Origin of the sequence: uncultured Tateyamaria sp. (assembly GCF_947487805.1) — a bacterium.
Classification (GTDB): domain Bacteria; phylum Pseudomonadota; class Alphaproteobacteria; order Rhodobacterales; family Rhodobacteraceae; genus Tateyamaria.
On sequence record NZ_CANKXW010000006.1, the window covers coordinates 65,466 to 82,592 of the forward strand.

A 17,127-nucleotide genomic window follows, 5' to 3' on the forward strand; every position below is an offset into this window, starting at 1 on the left:
ACAGAAGCTACGCCAGTTTTGCCGGCCCTCTCATCGCGCCACCCAACCGCCATCTAAGTTCAAGACGGCGCCATAGATGTAGTCCGAGGCAGTAGCCGCAAGGAAAACGGCGCTTTGTGCGATATCGGTCGTTTCGCCCCAACGTCCTGCGGGAATACGTTCAACAATCGTCGTGTTCCGAACGGGGTCGGCTAGTAAGTCTTCTGTGTTGCTTGTCTTGATATAACCTGGGGCGATAGCACTCACGTTTATGCCAGTGGCTGCCCATTCGTTGCATGGAGCCTTGGTCAGGCCAGCCACCGCATGTTTTGACGCGGTGTAGGACGGCCCGCGTATGGCACCTCGAAAGGACAATAACGATGCAATGTTGACAATTTTTCCAGTCGCCTGCCGCTCAGACACAGACTGGGCAAAGGACTGGCTGGTAAAAAATAGTGCCCTAAGGTTGATGCTTATGACGTCATGCCAATCGCCCACGGTAGATGTGGCTGCATCGTCCCGTCGGATGATGCCTACGTTGTTTATTGAGATGTCGATTGTTTGAGCGGCGAAAAGGTCCTTCGCCACCATCCGGTCTGCAAAGTCCAGGATCATGTCTTGCGCCTGGCCATTGATCACCTTCACCGTGTCCACGCAGGATCTGCGACCGGCGCACAACACATGCGCACCAGCCTCAGCCATCGCGATGGCAATTCCTTGACCAAAGCCTGTATAGGCGCCGGTCACCAGTGCCGTCTTGCCCGCCAGCGAAAAAGGACTCATTGCAGATCGCCAATCGCGACCATGTCGACATCCGCATAATCGACATTGTCCCCACCCATGACCCAACAGAAAGAATAACGTCCGGTACTGCAGCCGCAATGGATCGACCAAGGGGGCGATATCACCACCTCTTTGTTGCCGATCACGATGTGCCGAGTCTCTTGCGGTTGGCCCATGAAATGGAACACCCGGTTCTCCGTTGCTAAATCGAAGTAAAGGTATGCTTCTATTCGGCGGTCATGCACGTGCGCGGGCACAGTGTTCCAGACAGATCCGTCATGGAGTTTCGTATACCCCATGACCAGTTGGCAACTTTCCATCACGTCAGGGTGGATAAACTGGTAGATCGTTCGATCATTTACGGTCGGCGCCTTGCCCAGATTCAACTTGCTAGCGTCTGCCGGGGTGATGTGTTTTGAGCGTAGTGTGCGGTGCGCAGGCGTAGATGCCACATAGAATTGGCCGCCTTGTCCGAATGTCATAGGACCTGAGCCTTTTCCCAAATACAGCATGTCACCCGCCTCCAACTGATGCGCACCAGTTGAGATTGTCACCACCGCTGTCGCGCCAAGGTTAAGTATTCCCATCTCGCGCCGATCAAGTATCGAATCAGTGCCGCATTCCGTGACATGATCCATAGTCAAATCGCCACCTTCGGGCAGCACTCCTCCAACGATCATGCGATCGTAGTGGGTATAGAGTAGCTTCATCTCGTCAGGCGCAAACGCTTGATCAAAGAGAAAGTTCGCACGCAGCGATTGGGTGTCCATGCCCTTGGCTTCAAGTGGGCTGACTGAATGCAAAGTCGTTAAGGAAAGCATAGCGTAGCCTCTATCTGAAAGGGGGTTTGACGGCAGCCAGAGAATACTTGATCAGCTTTCCCGCCTCGAAACAGTGGTGATCACACCCTTCTGCTCTCAAACGGCAATGTTGCGAATTTCATTGGTATCCCCGTGAGCATTTTCGGGGATGTTTGAACCATCTGCCGCATTGAGTTTACACATCGTCATGCAGGTCTCCATTCGCTGTAGCTGACTAGGTGTCCGGTATGGTAGTATCTAACTTCAGCATGGTGACGCAACACTGTTTTTCACACTAAATGAAAAACCTCAGGTGGTGTGTGTACAAGTCGCCCAAGCTTACACTCGTCTTTAACTCTCAAAAAAATACTTGTGTAACAAACATATGACAAATTTTTTACAGCTCAGACGCCTTACGACCCGGATCCAGATAATCTAAGGCTTGCCGCTGCTCAGGAAGAGAGCGCCGCTCATTACGCCGCACTACGTACGCGGTTCAAGCCATATTTTCTTCTATCTAGTATGGTAGTTTACCACATCGCATTGAAGTGGTCCGACCGTTTCGGACAGTTATGTAGCGTTTCTAAGGTGTATCGGGTTTAAGTTTTATGTTGCTTTTTGCTCATTCAAGCCCGCCCAATATGCGTCGTCTGGTGCGAGCCTTTCAAGCGCGGAATGGGGCCGCTCGGTGTTGTAGAACGCTATCCAATCCTTGATCACGCGCCTGGCCTGGAAGCCATAATTGATCTCTTCGAGATAGATCGCTTCCTGCTTCAGGCTCCGCCACAGTCGCTCAATGAAGATGTTGTCGAGGTATCTGCCTCGACCATCCATCGAGTTGCGCACGCCCGCTTCGGTCAGGGTGGTAGTCCAAGCCGATCCGCTGAACTGGCTGCCCTGACCCGTGTTCATGGTCTCGGGCTGGCCGTGTTTGGCGATGGCCTCGTTCAGCGCTTCGACGCAGAAATCGGCATGCATCGTATTCGACAGCCGCTAGGTAGAGGAAGCCGTTCTTGACCGGCACGAAGGTGATGTCGGAACACCAAACCTGATTGGGCCGATCGATCACCATCTTCCTCAACAAGTACGGAAAGACTGGGTGCTGGGGATGCGGCGTGCTGGTTCGAGGGTGTTTGCAGATTGCCTCCAGGCCCATCTTCGCCATCAGACAACGCACGCGATGGCGGCCAACCAGGGTCCATTCACGGCGCAGATACGCCGCAATCTGGCGTGACCCGAAGAACGGACACTTCGTGAACACGCGGTCGATCTCTTTCATCATGTCCAGAGTGGCCGTATCGACCCCGACCGGCGTGTAGTAAAATGCAGATCGGCTGAGGCTCACCAACTTACACTGCTGGCTGATACTCAGCTCGGGGTGATCCCGTTTGATCATGGCGCGTTTGTTCGCCGGGCTCACCTCTTGAACCCTTCCGACAGAAAATCGTTCTCGACTGCCAGCCTCCCGATCTTGGCGTGCAGCTTTTTCAGCTCGGCCTCGGTCGGGCCGCTCTGCTTGCCGCCAGAGAACACATCCGCCATCCCGTCGATGGCTTGCCGCTTCTATGTGCTAACCTGATTTGGGTGCAACTGATGCTTCGCTGCGATCTTCTGCACAGTCTTGTCGCCACGCAGAGCTTCCAAAGCCACTTTGGCTTTAAACTGGTCTGTAAAGTTCCGGCGTTTCGCCATTTTGTATCCCTTCAAAGGTCTGGGATACACCTAAGCCCAATGTCCGATTTTCTAGGACCACATCGCATGTCCGCCACACGTCATAGTGCTGGCGGCGATAAAGGCCTAAGCATCTCGCATTCAAAATGCCTATCCTTGAACGTCCCGGACGGACGAAAACTTGACGAGTTGATTTATTGTCAGACACAATCTGCAAAAAATTATCCCGGTGTTAAGCTGTTGCCATTATCTGTGTCAAAACGATGCAATAACAGGCGCGCTGATATGAGTTCGAATGCAACAACGCTCCAATGTTACTTTGACGAGGTTTGGAACAAGGGGAACGAGTCGTCGATTGCTGAGTATTTTTCACCACGCGTCCTGTGGAACGGTGTTTTGCCGACAGATGTTGTAGGTGCGGATGAGATCACTGAACTTGTGTATATGCTGAGCGATCAAGTTCAGAACGTTGATATCAAAATCGATCGCGTGGTTGATGGTGACCCGTGGCTATCGGCGCTGATTTCTCTGCGCGGCAATGCTAAGGCGAGCGGAGCGCCCGTTTTTGTGCGCGGGCAAGTCATGGTCCGTTTTGAAAACGGCGTAATCGCGGAAGTTCATAACAACTTGGACAATCTGACCCTTTACGAGCAGTTGGGGCAACTGCCAAAGGACACTGTTGGATTGTTGATGGGGGGCTCACGACTTCAATAAGTCTGTTGATTTCCATCTGAGTTCTCGAGACACGCAACCGAACAACACAGCAGCAAGATCAAAGATGTCAATTACTTGTACGAGGGATTGCTGATAACCATGGCACCGCAAGTCTCTTCCCCACACCAGATCAAGTATCACCCAAGTCAGAGAACATTAAATTCTGAAGTATCGAATGGCATCCCAAACGTATCTTGACGGCTACGCTTGGCTGGCTGATCACATTCTTGTCTTGTAAGTTTTTATCGCGTCGGCGCAGCCCAGTGCAAATGTTACTTCGCTCAAAAACTTCCGCTATGCTCACGCATCATCGAAGTCATCAGTCTGCAAAGACACGGTATGGCGCGACTTAAGCCACTAGCATGCACGCCACCATCCTCGGACACTTGCACAAAAGTAATCGTTGCTGGATCTAACTTACAGGTTAGGTGCGATTGTGGTTTGACCCACCTGACCGAACGATCTATCCAAGCCTCACCAGGGGCGCCGTAAGGTTGAGATGTACCCTTTGAACCTGAACCAGATAATGCTGGCGGAGGGAGGTAGTACGTTGCGGATCTATGCGGACGTCGTCTCTTTTTTGCTCAGAAAAGGAGACATAATGCACCCTGACGACCTTCTCACTACACTGCGCGGCCAAAACCCATTGGTTCATTGCATCACGAACTACGTGGCGATGAACGTTGCCGCGAACGTAGTTCTGGCGGCGGGGGCTTCGCCCGCGATGGTTCATGCACCCGAAGAGATCGCAGAATTTACGCCTATTTGTGGCGCTCTTACAATCAATATCGGCACGTTGTCAGCGCCTTGGGTGACTAGTATGTTGGCAGCGGCGCGCGCAGCCAATGACACGAATGTGCCTTGGGTCCTCGACCCGGTTGCACACTTTATTTCCGATTACCGCAAAACTGTTGCCCAGGATCTGTTGTCGCTGCGACCCACGATTCTGCGCGGCAACGCATCTGAAATTTTGGCAATGGCCGGCCAAGCGGGCGCTGGCAAAGGGGCCGATAGCGGAGACAGTGTCGAGACGGCAGAAAACGCCGCATACGCCATCGCCAAGGCGCATGGTACCGTTGTCGCCATCACCGGAGCGGTCGATTTTGTGACGGATGGAAAGCAATCGGCAAGGGTGTCCGGCGGGTCCGAGATCATGCCAATGGTTACTGCGTTAGGGTGTGCACAAACGGCATTGATGGGGGCCTATGCCGCAAGCGGTCCTGCATTTGAAGCTGCGCTTGCCAGCCTTGCGCACTTTAAGGTGGCGGGCAATGCGGCTGCAAAGTGGGCGACCGGGCCGGGCAGCTTCCAAATGAATTTCCTTGATGCTTTGAGCGCGACGCAACCGGGTGATCTGGCCAGCGTCATTCAGTCGTGACCGGGTTACGCCAACACTTGCGCCTTTATCTCGTTACTGACACTGAATTGTGCCGCAATCATGGATTGGTTCTAACGGCTCAACAGGCTGTTGCGGGCGGGGTCACGATGGTCCAATTGCGCGCCAAACATGCGACGACACAAGAACGGATCGCCATGGCTGTTGCCCTCAAATCTGCCCTAGCAGGGACGGGTGTGCCACTGGTTGTCAACGATGATCTGGACGCCGCGTGTCAGGCGGATGCCGACGGCGCGCACATAGGACAAGGCGACATGGCTCCGCAAAAGGCGCGTGCCTTGTTAGGGCGCAACAAAATCCTTGGCCTGTCTTGCGAGACAGCGCAGACTGTTCAAGCCGCTGACCCTATTGTCGTAGACTATTTGGGTCTTGGCCCTGTTTTCGGCACAACAACCAAGACGGATCACGAGGCCCCGATTGGTTTTGACGGACTCGCACAGCTGGTCGCTTTGACAACGCTGCCGACGGTGGCAATTGGCGGACTAAAGGCGACCCACCAAGCGCAGGTCTTTGACAGCGGGGCGGATGGTCAGGCCGTGGTGTCGGCAATTTGCGGCCACTCTAACCCCAAAGCTGCCGCGCAACTGTTCAAGCATACCGGGGCAACACCATGATCCCTAACGTCCTCAGCATCGCGGGCTCCGACCCATCGGGCGGTGCGGGCATTCAGGCCGATCTCAAAGCCATATCAGCCAATGGCGCTTTTGCCATGGCTGCCGTGACCGCCCTGACGGCACAGAACACGCAAGGTGTTCGTGGAATCCAACTCGTGCCGCCTGAATTTGTACACTCTCAAATAAAAGCAATTTTTGATGATATCCGTGTAGACGCGATCAAGATCGGTATGATCGCAAACGCCGAAATTGCACAGGCCGTGGCTGATGCCCTGACGGGGTTTCATATCCCCGTGGTCCTTGATCCCGTCATGATCGCCAAAGGGGGTGCACCGCTTTTGCAACCCTCGGCGGTTGCAGTAGTCCGCGACACATTGCTGCCGATCGCAACTGTCCTGACCCCGAACCTGCCAGAAGCGGCCCACATCTTGGGCGCGACAGAGGCCACGACACGCGATGCTATGGAAGCACAGGGGCGCGCGCTTTGCGCCCTTGGGCCCGAAGCAGTCTTGATGAAAGGTGGCCATCTAAAAGGGTCCACGAGCCCGGATTGCATGATCATCCTCGATGATATCACTTGGCTTGACGGCGCGCGCGTGAACACCCGCAACACACACGGGACTGGATGTACGCTTTCCTCTGCCCTCGCCGCACAATTGGCAAAGACGGGCGATATCCCCAGCGCCGTCGCGGCGGCCAAAGCCTATGTGTCAATGGCCATCGCGCATGCAGATCAGCTCGACGTTGGATCCGGTCACGGACCCACCCATCACTTCGGAACTTCAAACATCAGCGCGACGGAGCAATGACCATGAAAACCGTTCTATTTGCCGGGGCGATGTGCCTTTGTGCTGCCCCAACTTGGGCGCAGGACCAAATGACCCTTTTGTTAGATTGGTTCGTCAACCCTGACCACGGGCCGGTAGTCATCGCACAGGAAAAGGGCTATTTTGCGGATGTCGGCCTGAGTGTCGACGTGATTGCACCTGCTGACCCGTCGAATCCACCCAAGATGGTTGCAACGGGACAGGCAGATTTGGCGATTTCGTACCAGCCACAACTCCATTTGCACATTCACGAAGGCTTGCCATTGCAACGCGTCGGCACCTTGATTGCAACGCCGTTGAATTGCTTGTTGACCCTCGCGAATGGCCCGATCAAATCCCCCGGCGATCTTAAGGGCGGCAAGGTTGGGTTTTCGGTTGGCGGCGTCGAAGAGGCTGTGCTGGGGCATGTCCTTAAGACTCATGGTTTGACGCTGGACGATGTGGAACTGATCAATGTCAACTGGTCGCTTTCGCCAGCTCTGATGTCTGGACAGGTCGACGCTGTGATTGGTGCGTTCCGAAATTTCGAGCTGAACCAAATGGATATCGAGGGTGTGCCCGGACGTTGTTTCTATGTCGAGGAAGAGGGCCTGCCACCCTATGATGAACTGATTTATATCGCCAATTCAGAAACTATGGACACAGATATGATACGGCGTTTTCTGGCCGCTACCGAAAAGGCAACGCAGTACATCATCAATCACCCCGACGATGCGTGGCAGATTTTCTCGGGCACCGCGCCAGAGCTTCAGGACACACTGAACGAACGCGCATGGGCCGATACACTGCCCCGATTTGCGTTGCGCCCAATGGCGATGGACGCTGCGCGCTATGACGCATTTGAGACGTTCCTGCACGAGGCGGACCTGATCCCCAACGTAAACCCGGTGTCAAAGATTGCCATTGATGTGACAGCGCAATGACCCATTCCCCCTATGGCGACACCTTCGCGCAGTTGCGTGCAGGCTGCCCCGTCGCATGGCACGCCTACACACACCATGATTTTGTGAATGGACTTGGGAACGGCACCTTACCGCGCGCAGCATTCCTGCATTATCTCATTCAGGATTATGTCTTTTTGGTCCACTTTGCGCGTGCGTGGTCCCTTGCACTGGTCAAGGCAGAAACGCTTGAAGAAATGACGGTATGCGCGGCCACTATCGATGCACTGGTCAATCACGAGATGGCGCTTCATGTCAAAACCTGCGCGACAGAAGGTATTGACGAAGCAACCTTGTTCACCGCGCCCGAGGCATTCGAAAACCTCGCCTATACGCGCTATGTTATGGATGCCGGGTTGCAGGGTGATTTTCTGGACCTGATGGCCGCCCTTGCGCCGTGTTGTTTCGGCTACGGCGAAATCGGACTGCGCCTAGAGCACTCGGCGGACCCGGATACGCCCAATCGCACCTGGATCGAAACCTATGCCGCGCCAGACTATCAGGGCGTGATGTCAGGGGTCGGTCAGATGATGGATCAAGCCGTTCTGCGACGATTGGGCGATGATCCCACGTCCGCTGTGCGCTGGTCACAACTTCAGAAGCGATTTACCACGGCAACCCGCCTGGAAACCGCATTCTGGGATATGGGACTGCGCGGCGCGTGACGAACGCCCCGACGATCCATGTGTCCGGTCACTATGACATCGCAGACAAGCGCTTGTTTACCGCATCTGAACTGAGTGTGCCTGCGAGGCAATGGACCTGCATCCTTGGGCGATCCGGTGTTGGAAAATCGACCCTGTTGCGACTGATCGCCGGGCTTGACCATGCCGGAACCTTTACCGGTCAAATCACAGCTTCCGATAACGCATCACTTACCGGTCGGGTCAGCTTTATGGCGCAATCTGATCTGCTGTTGCCATGGTTGACGGTCCTTGAAAACGTCGTTCTGGGCGCGCGGTTGCGCGGTATGACACCCGACATGGACCGCGCACGAGACCTGATCGCGCGGGTTGGTCTGACAACCTCCCGACACCTCCGCCCCGCCGCGCTCTCCGGAGGCATGCGCCAACGCACGGCCTTGGCCAGAACGCTGATGCAAGATTGCCCCGTCGCCCTGTTGGACGAACCCTTCTCGGCGCTTGATGCAGGCATGCGCGCTGATATGCAGGAATTGTCCGCGCACATGCTCTCTGGCAAAACAGTGGTGATGGTTACCCATGATCCGGCCGAAGCCGTGCGTTTAGGCCATCAGATTGTCGTGTTGTCTGCGGATGGGGCGAACCCGTGGCAGCCGCCCGAACAGCAACCTGTTCGGAATCAATATGCGCACGACACAATCGCCTGCCAGGCGGCATTATTGTCACATCTGAGGGCACCTGCATGAGAAACCTGCGCTACGCGACCGGTGCCGTCGCCTTTGCTGTGCTGGTTTGGCAGGGATTGGTTTGGATCACAGGTGCGCCAAACTTTATCCTGCCGTCACCATGGCGCGTCGCGCAGGCGGGGTGGGAGCACCGCAAATTGATCTGGGAAAATGCACAGGTCACCGCGACAGAAGTCGCTTTGGGTCTCATCCTTGGCACCGTGTTGGGCGTCGCGACGGCAATCCTGTTGGCAAGTTCGGATCGACTCCACCGGCTTATCATGCCGCTCTTGGTGTTTACACAGGCAGTTCCGGTCTTTGCCCTCGCACCCATTCTCACTTTGTGGTTGGGGTACGGAATAGCATCCAAGGTCATGATGGCTGTACTCATCATCTTTTTTCCCGTGACCAGCGCATTCTATGATGGGTTAACGCGTATTCCGCGAGGCATGACAGACTTGGCACAGACTATGGGCGGCACGCGATGGCAGATCATGAGACGGATCAGGATACCACATGCGCTGCCATCTTTAGGCACGGGGTTGAGACTCGCGGCGGTCTATGCGCCGATCGGTGCGGTGATCGGCGAATGGGTTGGTGCGTCCGAGGGGCTTGGATATCTGATGCTGCTGGCCAATGGCCGGGTTAAAACGGATTTGATGTTCGCCAGCCTCATTACACTGGCCGTAATGACCATCGCACTGTACGTCGCAGTCGGTAAGTTGGCGTCAAGACTTCGCGTCGCGTGACGCATCATTGTACCGCCGTCGGTTTACCAAAACGGCCTCAAAGGGACTGCTACAGTGTTTTTCTTTATGTCACTAAAATAACATAAGACAGACTCTCGGATTTTTGATGGAGACCAAATCGTATTAACATAAACTTCATTATGCGTCTTTATATTTTGCGTTGCGATAGTATATTATCGTATGTATGCTGAACTCCTCTCACGGAGGTCCCCCAGTATGCGCCATTTACTCAAGAAGCTCCTCCCCTCGGTCGCAGTCGCTTTGGCCGTGACAAGCTTTTCGCTGCCGGCACCCGCCCGCGCGCAGACCTACCCGATCGATTGCGCGATCCTCTTGTGCCTGTCTGGCGGCTGGCCCGCTTCCGTCCCTTGCGCCCGAGCCCGCGCCGAGTTCATCCGGCGGATTACGCCTTGGCCAGTGGAACCGCCGCTGCAAATCTGGCGCTGTCCCATGGGCGCGTCCTATGAGAGCGATCGGCAATCAAACAACGCTGACCGCATAATTGAAGCCTTGTACCGGACCGACAACCGTCGACCGCTGCAATCCTTGCCAGTAGATAATCTCGTTCCCACAGACTTCACCCTTCGGCTTGTTCAGGACCGCGCGGACATCGATATCAGCGGGCCAGAGTTCAATTTCGTGCGGTCCATCCGCGTCTTCGATGTACGGTATGCACGACAGCACGAGTCCGGGCGCGATGGGGATTGTAACCGAAGCGCGACCGTGGTCCTCGGCACCTACGGGACCCAAGGCGATTTCTCATGGCAGCGATCTTCCATAACTGCCCTGCCCGAGGCCCATGTGGGACTTGAACGTTGGGGCCAGAATTGCCCGGGTATCTATCACCGATCTGTCTTCGTCGATTGGCGTGACTATGAGGGCAACTACGGCTTCGAACAGGTGAACTACTAGCGCTGACAAAGACAGCTTTGCCATCATGCTGCGAGAATTTTAGCGTGCTGAGTTGTTCAAATACCGGCCCTTCGCTGCTTTCGGTGCGTTTGTCCGGAGAGCGGGACTTTCCTGTCATTCATTTTTCAGACTTCGCTGATGCAGCATTGGCTCGCGCTTGTGACCTGCCCTCTGTTGCGGGACAGCGCTAGCCGTCATTGCGGTCGTTCGTGGGGGGCAATTTCGCCGACCGCCATTTGGTCTGCCCGTATGAGGGCGAAGCAGGTCGCCCGAAAGTATTGCCCTTGGGGCGGTGAACACAGATTTACTGCCCGATAAAGTCTGCGCGCCGTTCTTGCAATGCGGCATAGAGGTAATCGACAAGTAATCGTGCACGGCGTACGCGGCGCAAATCGCCATGAAGCAGTATCCATGTTGACCGTCTTTGGTCCAAGGCTGTGCCAGGCACACGTTGCATTTCGGGAAAGACGGATTGCACCCAATTGGCAACAAACGTCATACCTGCACCATTTCGCGCGAGATGAAGATGCATTTGCGGATCTTGGACACTGTGGCGAACGCGTGCTTGGGGAAATGGCGACGCTTCAATCATGGTCTGCAATTCAGGTACGTCGCCATAACCTATCCATGTCAGCCCCGCACCTTTCGGCCCAGACTTTGGAAGCGACGTGTCGATATAGTCGCGTGACGCGAAGACACCAATGGACAATGGAAAAAGCTTGCGACCAACCGCGTCTTCCTCGACCTCGATAACGTGCCGGATCGAGATATCAGTTTCATCTTTCTCGATTGAGTCGATGAAGTAAGAGAGCTTTAGGTCAATCTCGATCTCTGGATAAAGGGTTGCGAAGTCGGCCAAGGCGGGCGCGAGCAGGTAATTCGCAGTCAGCGGATCAGCAGACAGACGAATGCGACCTGATGCTTCGCGATCAAGGCCTTTTACGGCGCTAAATCCTTTCAGCAATGCGGCCTCGGCCTCCAGTGCTTGTGGCAGTAACCGCCGTCCGGCGGCCGTCAGTGTCAGGCCCGCTGCATTTCTGCGGAAAAGCGTAGTTCCCAACTGCGCCTCAAGCCCTTCGATCTGGCGTCTTACCGTTGCATGAGTGCCCTCAATCTGTTCGGCCCCAGCACGTAAAGACCCTGATCGGGCTACCGCAAGAAACGCGGGGAGCGATTTCCAATCCATGTCGAGTGTACCGTTTTTGAACCGATGTGGTTCATTTTAGGCAATTATTGGATCAAAATAAACACGGTATCTCTCTGGGCAGACAAAAGGAGAGATCATGATGGAAACCACATTCAATGCTTGGGACGTCAGCCGTTACGGCGGGCCAGATGTCCTTACTTCTGTATCACGCCCCGCACCGACTCCAACCGCTGGGCAGGTTCTTGTTCGCATTCGTGCCTCTGCTGTGTCTCGTGCAGATAGCATGATGCGCGCAGGGCAACCAAAGTTTGCCAGACTGTTTCTAGGCCTGTCGCGCCCACGTTCCGGATTGATTGGAACCTGCTTTTCCGGTGATGTGGTCGCCGTTGGTGACGCGGTACGCACCCTCCAAGTTGGTGATGCCGTCTTTGGAGAGGCGGGTCTGCAGTTCGGTGCGAATGCGACACATATTTGTGTCGATGAAACCGCCAGCGTTCTGACAAAGCCAGAAACAGTCAGCTACGAGGAGGCTGCGACGCTTTTCGATGGTGCGATGACGTCCTGGCACTTCCTAACCCGCGTCGCAAAGGTTCAAGCGGGTGAGACCGTCTTGATCCTTGGTGGATCCGGTAGCCTAGGAACAGCGGCAGTTCAGTTTGCCAAAGCATTGGGAGCGAAAGTCTCGGCCAGCGCGAGTGCTCGCAACGCTGAATTGATCAAGTCACTCGGGGCAGATGTCGTCGTCGATTACGCGTCGCAAGATCCTCTCAAAGACGGTTGTGCTTATGACGTTGTCTTTGACACGCTTGGGGTATCCTCATTCCGCGCGACCAAATCAGCTCTCACCAAAAAGGGGCGATATGTGTGCCCCGTGCTTGGGCTCGCGTTGCTGCGTGACATGCTTCTGACTGCAGTGTTTGGGCGCAAACAGGCCAAGTTCGCTGCTGCGGGCATGTCAAAGCCCGAGGTTCACCGCGCAGAGCTTTCCGAGGTGCTCGCGCTGATGGCCAGCAACCAGTTTTCACCTGTCATGGACAGGACCTATCCGCTGGCCGATCTGGTAGAGGCCCACCGCTATGTTGAGACTGGCCGCAAGCGCGGCAATGTCGTTGTGGTTTAGGGGGCGACAGAGATGAAGACGCTTCCACTTTCACACTGGCAAGTCCGTTTCGCCGGTATTTGTTATTTGATCATCATCCTCTGTGGGGTCGGTTCAGAGGTCGCATTGCGTGGTCCGCTCATTGATTTTGGATCAGCAGACGGCACCGCGCAGGCCATCTTGGCGCAAGCAATGCGCTTTCGGCTGTCTATCATGGCAGATGTGGTGATGGCGCTGGCGGATGTGACACTCGCCATCCTGCTGTTCTGGATGTTTCGCCCGGTCTCAGCAGGACTGGCAGTAACGGCGATGATTTTCCGGCTGCTCCAGTCCGGTCTAATCGCCGCGGGTCTGTTGAACCTGCAAGCAGCGGTTTTGCTGCTTCAATCAGGGGCTATGGAAGTTAGGGCGGACCTCGCGCTCACCTTCATTGAGTTGCACGCTTATGGGTACGATCTGGGCCTGATCTTTTTTGGGGTGAACTGTCTGTTGACCGCCGTCTTGATTGTCCAATCTGGCTTTTTCCCACGCGTGTTGGGCATCGGGATTGGTCTGTCCGGGCTTGTCTATCTGTCAGGCAGCATCCTGCGCTTCGTAGCTCCTGACCTGCACGGGTTCGTCGCCCCCGCCTATGTCGTGCCATTGGTCGCGGAAACTGCCTTTTGCCTGTGGCTCTTGTTCACGCCCAGAGGCAGGCCAGCGATGTCGCCGTGACTTGTTGAAAGAAAAAAATCATTCGCGAGGCGGTCGTCACCGCGCCGCCTTGCCCACCTATCAAACTAACAAACCTGACCTTATGAAAGGAAACCAAAATGTCAGAACACGTCGTTCTCACGCTTATCAAGCAAGCTGACAAAGCGATCAGCGCAGAAGACTTTGACACGCTTATGGACTTTTACGCCGATGATGCAGTCCTCGTGGTCCAGCCCGGCCAAATTGCCAAGGGCAAGCCGCAAATCAGAGAAGCTTTCGTCGCGATCGCAAAGCATTTCAAAAACACGCTGACCGTGACCCAAGGGGCAGCGCATGTGATCGAAGGTGCGGAGACCGCCTTGGTCATCATGGAAACACATCTGCACATCGCTGATGACGCAGCGCTGATGACCCGCCGGGCGACCTACGTCTTCAAAAGGGACCAAGCGCAAAGGTGGCTCTGCACGGTCGACAATTCTTACGGCACGGATCTGCTAGATCCCGAATAGGGCTTCGCAACATCCATACCGATTTCTTTGCTACTATTGAAAGACGGAGATCAGACATGATCACGCCACTTATCGTTCTCACAATCCTCTTTATTCCGACGCTTGTCGCTGCAGTCATTGCCCACAGAACGGCCACATATGGCATCATCAACCTTGGCGGCGTGCTTGGCTATGCGGCTGCCTTTGCGCTTTTCTCAGTTGGACATTTCGTCATCACCGACGAAATGGTGTCCATGTTGCCAGACTTTCTGCCTGCACGTAGGCCGATAGTATATGCGACCGGTCTGCTTGAGGGCGGACTGGCCCTCGCACTGTTGCCGACGCGCACACGGGCATACGCCGGTATTGGCTGCATCGCAGTATTGATACTATTCTTTCCCGGGAACATTTATGCTGCAATCAACGGTGTCGGCCCAGGAGGGCACCAGTGGGGCCCGGTCTATTTGCTCCTTCGCGCTCCATTGCAGGCCCTGTTGATCTTTTGGGGATATTGGTTTGCCGTGCGAGGCTGTGGATTTCCTAGTGTGCAGCGAAAGCTTGCAACACGCTCGTCTGAGCAAAGGAGGACCCTATGAATGCTCCCCGTCCAACACTGCACATGCTGTGTGGTAAGGTTGCTGCAGGTAAATCGACGTTTGCGGCAAATCTGGCTGCGGCAAAGAATACCGTTCTGATCGTTGAGGATGAGTGGTTGGCGGCGCTCTTTGCTGAGGAACTAAAAACGCCAAAAGACTATTTGCGCTGCACCAGAAAACTGAGGCGCGCAATGGCGCCACATCTTGAGGCACTGCTAAACGCTGGTATGTCCGTTGTCCTAGATTTTCAAGCCAACACCGTTGAGAGCCGGACGTGGATGCGGAATCTGCTTGACCAAACAGATGCGGATCATCAGCTACATGTTCTTATGCCACCCGATGAGGTCTGCCTGGAACGGCTACAGCGCCGAAATGCAAGCGGCCTGCATCCCTTCACAGTGACGGAAGAACAGTTCCGTCAGATCAGTGCGCACTTTGTTCCACCGACACCCGAAGAGGGGTTCAACCTTCTCTTTCACGCAGACGGGAATACTGACACAGGCCCTTAAGAACGATCAATGAACTCGACTGTGGTTTGCGTGAATGGCCGGTTTTCCGGCTTCGTAACTGCGCCCGTCTTGGTGCAAAAGCAGCAGATTTCATGTCGCGTGCGCTCGCAGCATGATTTGAAGACTTTCGCTAAGGGCTCCTTCGAGACCTTCGCTGCAATCAGCTCAAATGACCGGTACGCTCGCAGACCCTTTCCATCAATATGAACTGGCGGCTGCGTGAGAATCCTATCCACTGTCACTTTTTCGAATCCGCGTGAGCGCATCGAAGTCGATTTCTTGCTTCTGTTCGTCACTTATATCCGGCCGGGTTTCCGATACCGGCTGGGGCCCTTGGACGTCCCACATCACCGCATGTGAGCCTGTACTCCAGCGATACACCCAACCAACAACACTGCACCCATCGGTCCCGATCAGATTGGAGATCGCGACGCCCTCACCCTTATCTTCGTTCACTGTTTGCTGACTTCCTGCACTGCGGCGCTGCGAATTGCGGCGTGGGGCTGCAGAGCGTTCACTACGACCGCGCGCCGGACTTCTTTGATTTTGGCTACCTGGTCCTCGATGAGGGAATGATCATCAGACCGGGAAAATGGGTTCCCGTGTTCTCAACAATTCATTTGGTTCAAATCCTGTGGTCGGGCTCCGTGGCGGCTTCGACAATCGACAGGACTTCATTTTTGTCAAAGCCAATGACCCTCGCCAGAACCGTGAACTCCACGACGTCGATACGTCGCTCGCCGCTTTCGAGACGCGCCACAAATGACTGGTGGCGTTTGAGCTTCGCCGCCAATTGTTGCTGGCTGAGACCCGCATTCTGACGTGCTTCAACCAACGCACGGACGAGCGCCAACTGGCCATTTGTTCTGATTGTTTTCGCCACGCGTCACATACCTTTTGTGACGTCGCTAGCGGATGAAATCTGTTATCTAAAAAGTAGATATTTGAGTGTGTTATCGGCGTCTGGTTTCCGTCGGGTGCTAGGCTGATGCACACCCAATCGCCCATCAATCCCTCACCAGCTCCAGAAACCGACCATAGTCCTGGCTGACTTCGCGGGCTTCTTCGAAGGCACGCGCACGCTCCTGCTCGAGGCAGCGGAAGTAGTCCTGAATTTCTGTGATGTAGACCTCGAAGTCCCGCCGGATGATGTCAGCGTAGTCTCTGGCCGCTTGCGAATCGCTTGGCACGAAGGGCCGGACCGGGGCGAGGCAGAATCCGGCCTGGCTTGCGACCGGAACGAGCATCAGCGAGGCCACAGCCTGCATCTTCACCCATCGGCTCAACCGCAGGTTTCTGAAACCCCTATTTTCCTTGATACACGTCAATGACCGTGCCTAGTGTTTGCGTAACTGAGATACAGCCGTATCTGCTACAATATATCCTTGTAGTTAATAATATACTATCGTAACTCTGGGTTTCAAGTGAGAATGCCCGGATGTTGCGCCATTGGAGAAAGCGTGAGCCGGGCCATGAACTGGGACATCGAAGCACCAAATGTGGTTACGGAAGCACGTTTCCGCGAACTCGTGGAAAGTGGCTATAGCGCTGAAATCCTGTGCCAGGAGTCGGCACACAAGAAGGGCCCCAGCTACTATGGGGTCTGGATCATGCGCGTCGTCTCTGACGAAGGCGTGGAGAAGCTGTTGGTCACGGCCCGTACCCGCACGACCTATAACGACATCAAAATCCGCGAGTTCAAAACCATCACGGGCGTGGTGTCCTTCCTTATTGGGATCGGTTTCTCCCATGCCGATGTGCCGCTCGAGGAAGGCCAACGGACAACGCACAAGCTGGCTGCAACCGACAAGGGCGGCAGCAAGTAGCCTTCTTCTTTTCTGGT

General features: G+C 55.1%; 24 protein-coding genes, 1 pseudogene and 1 riboswitch. Of the genes and pseudogenes, 15 read left to right on the forward strand and 10 right to left on the reverse strand.

Going from position 1 to position 17,127, the window contains the following annotated elements:
• Positions 1-30: 30 nt before the first annotated feature.
• The 6 genes and pseudogenes from Q0949_RS14885 to Q0949_RS20660 all read right to left on the reverse strand — a co-directional run bounded on the left by Q0949_RS14885 (position 31) and on the right by Q0949_RS20660 (position 3,254).
• Complete coding sequence (locus Q0949_RS14885) at positions 31-762, reverse strand: SDR family NAD(P)-dependent oxidoreductase (RefSeq protein WP_299373870.1); 732 nt, start codon at positions 760-762, stop codon at positions 31-33.
• Positions 759-1,583 carry a 5-dehydro-4-deoxy-D-glucuronate isomerase gene (gene kduI / locus Q0949_RS14890; protein WP_299373873.1) on the reverse strand — a complete coding sequence of 275 codons (825 nt, stop codon included), beginning with the start codon at positions 1,581-1,583 and terminating at the stop codon, positions 759-761. Before kduI ends, Q0949_RS14885 begins: the two co-directional genes overlap by 4 nt.
• Positions 1,584-2,168: 585 nt before the next feature.
• A complete protein-coding gene (locus Q0949_RS14895) occupies positions 2,169-2,540 on the reverse strand; it encodes an integrase core domain-containing protein (RefSeq protein ID WP_299373876.1) in 372 nt (123 codons plus the stop codon).
• Between the two features lie 157 nt (positions 2,541-2,697).
• Positions 2,698-2,958, reverse strand: a pseudogene (locus tag Q0949_RS20655) (IS3 family transposase); the annotation flags it as partial.
• Between the two features lie 20 nt (positions 2,959-2,978).
• Positions 2,979-3,104 carry a hypothetical protein gene (locus Q0949_RS14900; protein ID WP_299373878.1) on the reverse strand — a complete coding sequence of 42 codons (126 nt, stop codon included), beginning with the start codon at positions 3,102-3,104 and terminating at the stop codon, positions 2,979-2,981.
• Positions 3,105-3,125: 21 nt separating this feature from the next.
• Positions 3,126-3,254: a transposase gene (locus Q0949_RS20660; protein WP_366524043.1), complete on the reverse strand. Its 129-nt coding sequence runs from the start codon at positions 3,252-3,254 to the stop codon at positions 3,126-3,128.
• A 66-nt stretch (positions 3,255-3,320) separates the two neighbouring features.
• Here Q0949_RS20660 and Q0949_RS14905 point away from each other — a divergent pair, with 66 nt between their 5' ends.
• The 9 genes from Q0949_RS14905 (at position 3,321) to Q0949_RS14945 (ending at position 10,752) form a co-directional block, all read left to right on the forward strand.
• The gene (locus Q0949_RS14905) at positions 3,321-3,947 is read left to right on the forward strand and encodes an ester cyclase (RefSeq protein WP_299373881.1); all 627 of its coding nucleotides are present in this window, start codon (positions 3,321-3,323) and stop codon (positions 3,945-3,947) included.
• A 469-nt stretch (positions 3,948-4,416) separates the two neighbouring features.
• Positions 4,417-4,505, forward strand: a riboswitch (TPP riboswitch).
• A 43-nt stretch (positions 4,506-4,548) separates the two neighbouring features.
• The gene (gene thiM / locus Q0949_RS14910) at positions 4,549-5,325 is read left to right on the forward strand and encodes a hydroxyethylthiazole kinase (protein WP_299373883.1); all 777 of its coding nucleotides are present in this window, start codon (positions 4,549-4,551) and stop codon (positions 5,323-5,325) included.
• A 17-nt stretch (positions 5,326-5,342) separates the two neighbouring features.
• Complete coding sequence (gene thiE, locus Q0949_RS14915; protein WP_366524044.1) at positions 5,343-5,957, forward strand: thiamine phosphate synthase; 615 nt, start codon at positions 5,343-5,345, stop codon at positions 5,955-5,957.
• Positions 5,954-6,766 (forward strand): bifunctional hydroxymethylpyrimidine kinase/phosphomethylpyrimidine kinase, encoded by an 813-nt coding sequence (thiD, locus tag Q0949_RS14920; protein ID WP_299373888.1) that lies wholly within the window; start codon positions 5,954-5,956, stop codon positions 6,764-6,766. The genes thiE and thiD overlap by 4 nt, the downstream gene beginning before the upstream one ends.
• A gap of 2 nt (positions 6,767-6,768) precedes the next feature.
• Positions 6,769-7,707: an ABC transporter substrate-binding protein gene (locus Q0949_RS14925; RefSeq protein ID WP_299373891.1), complete on the forward strand. Its 939-nt coding sequence runs from the start codon at positions 6,769-6,771 to the stop codon at positions 7,705-7,707.
• The gene (tenA, locus tag Q0949_RS14930) at positions 7,704-8,390 is read left to right on the forward strand and encodes a thiaminase II (RefSeq protein WP_299373894.1); all 687 of its coding nucleotides are present in this window, start codon (positions 7,704-7,706) and stop codon (positions 8,388-8,390) included. The genes Q0949_RS14925 and tenA overlap by 4 nt, the downstream gene beginning before the upstream one ends.
• A complete protein-coding gene (locus Q0949_RS14935) occupies positions 8,387-9,112 on the forward strand; it encodes an ATP-binding cassette domain-containing protein (RefSeq protein WP_299373897.1) in 726 nt (241 codons plus the stop codon). The genes tenA and Q0949_RS14935 overlap by 4 nt, the downstream gene beginning before the upstream one ends.
• The gene (locus Q0949_RS14940) at positions 9,109-9,840 is read left to right on the forward strand and encodes an ABC transporter permease (protein WP_299373900.1); all 732 of its coding nucleotides are present in this window, start codon (positions 9,109-9,111) and stop codon (positions 9,838-9,840) included. Before Q0949_RS14935 ends, Q0949_RS14940 begins: the two co-directional genes overlap by 4 nt.
• Before the next feature lie 216 nt (positions 9,841-10,056).
• Complete coding sequence (locus Q0949_RS14945) at positions 10,057-10,752, forward strand: hypothetical protein (protein ID WP_230802396.1); 696 nt, start codon at positions 10,057-10,059, stop codon at positions 10,750-10,752.
• Between the two features lie 304 nt (positions 10,753-11,056).
• On the opposite strand, the gene Q0949_RS14950 is transcribed toward Q0949_RS14945, so the two are convergent.
• The gene (locus Q0949_RS14950) at positions 11,057-11,938 is read right to left on the reverse strand and encodes a LysR family transcriptional regulator (RefSeq protein WP_299373907.1); all 882 of its coding nucleotides are present in this window, start codon (positions 11,936-11,938) and stop codon (positions 11,057-11,059) included.
• 97 nt (positions 11,939-12,035) lie between these two features.
• Between Q0949_RS14950 and Q0949_RS14955 the strand changes: the two genes are divergently transcribed.
• The 5 genes from Q0949_RS14955 (at position 12,036) to Q0949_RS14975 (ending at position 15,284) form a co-directional block, all read left to right on the forward strand.
• On the forward strand, positions 12,036-13,019 hold the full coding sequence (locus Q0949_RS14955; protein ID WP_299373910.1) for an NAD(P)-dependent alcohol dehydrogenase: 984 nt from the start codon (positions 12,036-12,038) through the stop codon (positions 13,017-13,019).
• Between the two features lie 12 nt (positions 13,020-13,031).
• Complete coding sequence (locus Q0949_RS14960; RefSeq protein ID WP_299373913.1) at positions 13,032-13,712, forward strand: DUF4386 domain-containing protein; 681 nt, start codon at positions 13,032-13,034, stop codon at positions 13,710-13,712.
• Positions 13,713-13,810: 98 nt separating this feature from the next.
• A complete protein-coding gene (locus Q0949_RS14965; protein WP_299373916.1) occupies positions 13,811-14,200 on the forward strand; it encodes an SgcJ/EcaC family oxidoreductase in 390 nt (129 codons plus the stop codon).
• 56 nt (positions 14,201-14,256) lie between these two features.
• Entirely contained in the window at positions 14,257-14,775 is a 519-nt protein-coding gene (locus tag Q0949_RS14970) for a hypothetical protein (protein WP_299373918.1), read from the forward strand.
• Complete coding sequence (locus tag Q0949_RS14975) at positions 14,772-15,284, forward strand: ATP-binding protein (RefSeq protein ID WP_299373920.1); 513 nt, start codon at positions 14,772-14,774, stop codon at positions 15,282-15,284. Before Q0949_RS14970 ends, Q0949_RS14975 begins: the two co-directional genes overlap by 4 nt.
• Before the next feature lie 228 nt (positions 15,285-15,512).
• Here Q0949_RS14975 and Q0949_RS20665 read toward each other — a convergent pair whose 3' ends face one another.
• The 3 genes from Q0949_RS20665 to Q0949_RS14985 form a co-directional block, all read right to left on the reverse strand.
• Positions 15,513-15,740, reverse strand: coding sequence for a hypothetical protein (locus Q0949_RS20665; protein WP_366524045.1), 228 nt, complete (start codon positions 15,738-15,740; stop codon positions 15,513-15,515).
• Positions 15,741-15,909: 169 nt separating this feature from the next.
• Positions 15,910-16,167 carry a helix-turn-helix domain-containing protein gene (locus tag Q0949_RS14980; protein WP_299373922.1) on the reverse strand — a complete coding sequence of 86 codons (258 nt, stop codon included), beginning with the start codon at positions 16,165-16,167 and terminating at the stop codon, positions 15,910-15,912.
• Between the two features lie 124 nt (positions 16,168-16,291).
• Positions 16,292-16,552, reverse strand: a complete 261-nt coding sequence (locus Q0949_RS14985; protein ID WP_299373924.1) for a hypothetical protein — start codon at positions 16,550-16,552, stop codon at positions 16,292-16,294.
• A 204-nt stretch (positions 16,553-16,756) separates the two neighbouring features.
• Here Q0949_RS14985 and Q0949_RS14990 point away from each other — a divergent pair, with 204 nt between their 5' ends.
• Positions 16,757-17,110: a hypothetical protein gene (locus tag Q0949_RS14990; RefSeq protein ID WP_012187165.1), complete on the forward strand. Its 354-nt coding sequence runs from the start codon at positions 16,757-16,759 to the stop codon at positions 17,108-17,110.
• The last annotated feature ends 17 nt before the right edge of the window (positions 17,111-17,127 follow it).

Bases quoted from the DNA above. Each gene is read 5' to 3' on its own strand.
- Q0949_RS14885 (WP_299373870.1), bottom strand. From the start codon at position 762: ATGAGTCCTTTTTCGCTGGCGGGCAAGACGGCACTGGTGACCGGCGCC.
- kduI (WP_299373873.1), bottom strand. From the start codon at position 1,583: ATGCTTTCCTTAACGACTTTGCATTCAGTCAGCCCACTTGAAGCCAAG.
- Q0949_RS14895 (WP_299373876.1), bottom strand. From the start codon at position 2,540: ATGCATGCCGATTTCTGCGTCGAAGCGCTGAACGAGGCCATCGCCAAA.
- Q0949_RS14900 (WP_299373878.1), bottom strand. From the start codon at position 3,104: ATGGCGGATGTGTTCTCTGGCGGCAAGCAGAGCGGCCCGACCGAGGCC.
- Q0949_RS20660 (WP_366524043.1), bottom strand. From the start codon at position 3,254: ATGGCGAAACGCCGGAACTTTACAGACCAGTTTAAAGCCAAAGTGGCT.
- Q0949_RS14905 (WP_299373881.1), top strand. From the start codon at position 3,321: ATGTCCGCCACACGTCATAGTGCTGGCGGCGATAAAGGCCTAAGCATC.
- thiM (WP_299373883.1), top strand. From the start codon at position 4,549: ATGCACCCTGACGACCTTCTCACTACACTGCGCGGCCAAAACCCATTG.
- thiD (WP_299373888.1), top strand. From the start codon at position 5,954: ATGATCCCTAACGTCCTCAGCATCGCGGGCTCCGACCCATCGGGCGGT.
- Q0949_RS14925 (WP_299373891.1), top strand. From the start codon at position 6,769: ATGAAAACCGTTCTATTTGCCGGGGCGATGTGCCTTTGTGCTGCCCCA.
- tenA (WP_299373894.1), top strand. From the start codon at position 7,704: ATGACCCATTCCCCCTATGGCGACACCTTCGCGCAGTTGCGTGCAGGC.
- Q0949_RS14940 (WP_299373900.1), top strand. From the start codon at position 9,109: ATGAGAAACCTGCGCTACGCGACCGGTGCCGTCGCCTTTGCTGTGCTG.
- Q0949_RS14945 (WP_230802396.1), top strand. From the start codon at position 10,057: ATGCGCCATTTACTCAAGAAGCTCCTCCCCTCGGTCGCAGTCGCTTTG.
- Q0949_RS14950 (WP_299373907.1), bottom strand. From the start codon at position 11,938: ATGGATTGGAAATCGCTCCCCGCGTTTCTTGCGGTAGCCCGATCAGGG.
- Q0949_RS14955 (WP_299373910.1), top strand. From the start codon at position 12,036: ATGATGGAAACCACATTCAATGCTTGGGACGTCAGCCGTTACGGCGGG.
- Q0949_RS14960 (WP_299373913.1), top strand. From the start codon at position 13,032: ATGAAGACGCTTCCACTTTCACACTGGCAAGTCCGTTTCGCCGGTATT.
- Q0949_RS14965 (WP_299373916.1), top strand. From the start codon at position 13,811: ATGTCAGAACACGTCGTTCTCACGCTTATCAAGCAAGCTGACAAAGCG.
- Q0949_RS14970 (WP_299373918.1), top strand. From the start codon at position 14,257: ATGATCACGCCACTTATCGTTCTCACAATCCTCTTTATTCCGACGCTT.
- Q0949_RS14975 (WP_299373920.1), top strand. From the start codon at position 14,772: ATGAATGCTCCCCGTCCAACACTGCACATGCTGTGTGGTAAGGTTGCT.
- Q0949_RS14985 (WP_299373924.1), bottom strand. From the start codon at position 16,552: ATGCAGGCTGTGGCCTCGCTGATGCTCGTTCCGGTCGCAAGCCAGGCC.
- Q0949_RS14990 (WP_012187165.1), top strand. From the start codon at position 16,757: ATGAACTGGGACATCGAAGCACCAAATGTGGTTACGGAAGCACGTTTC.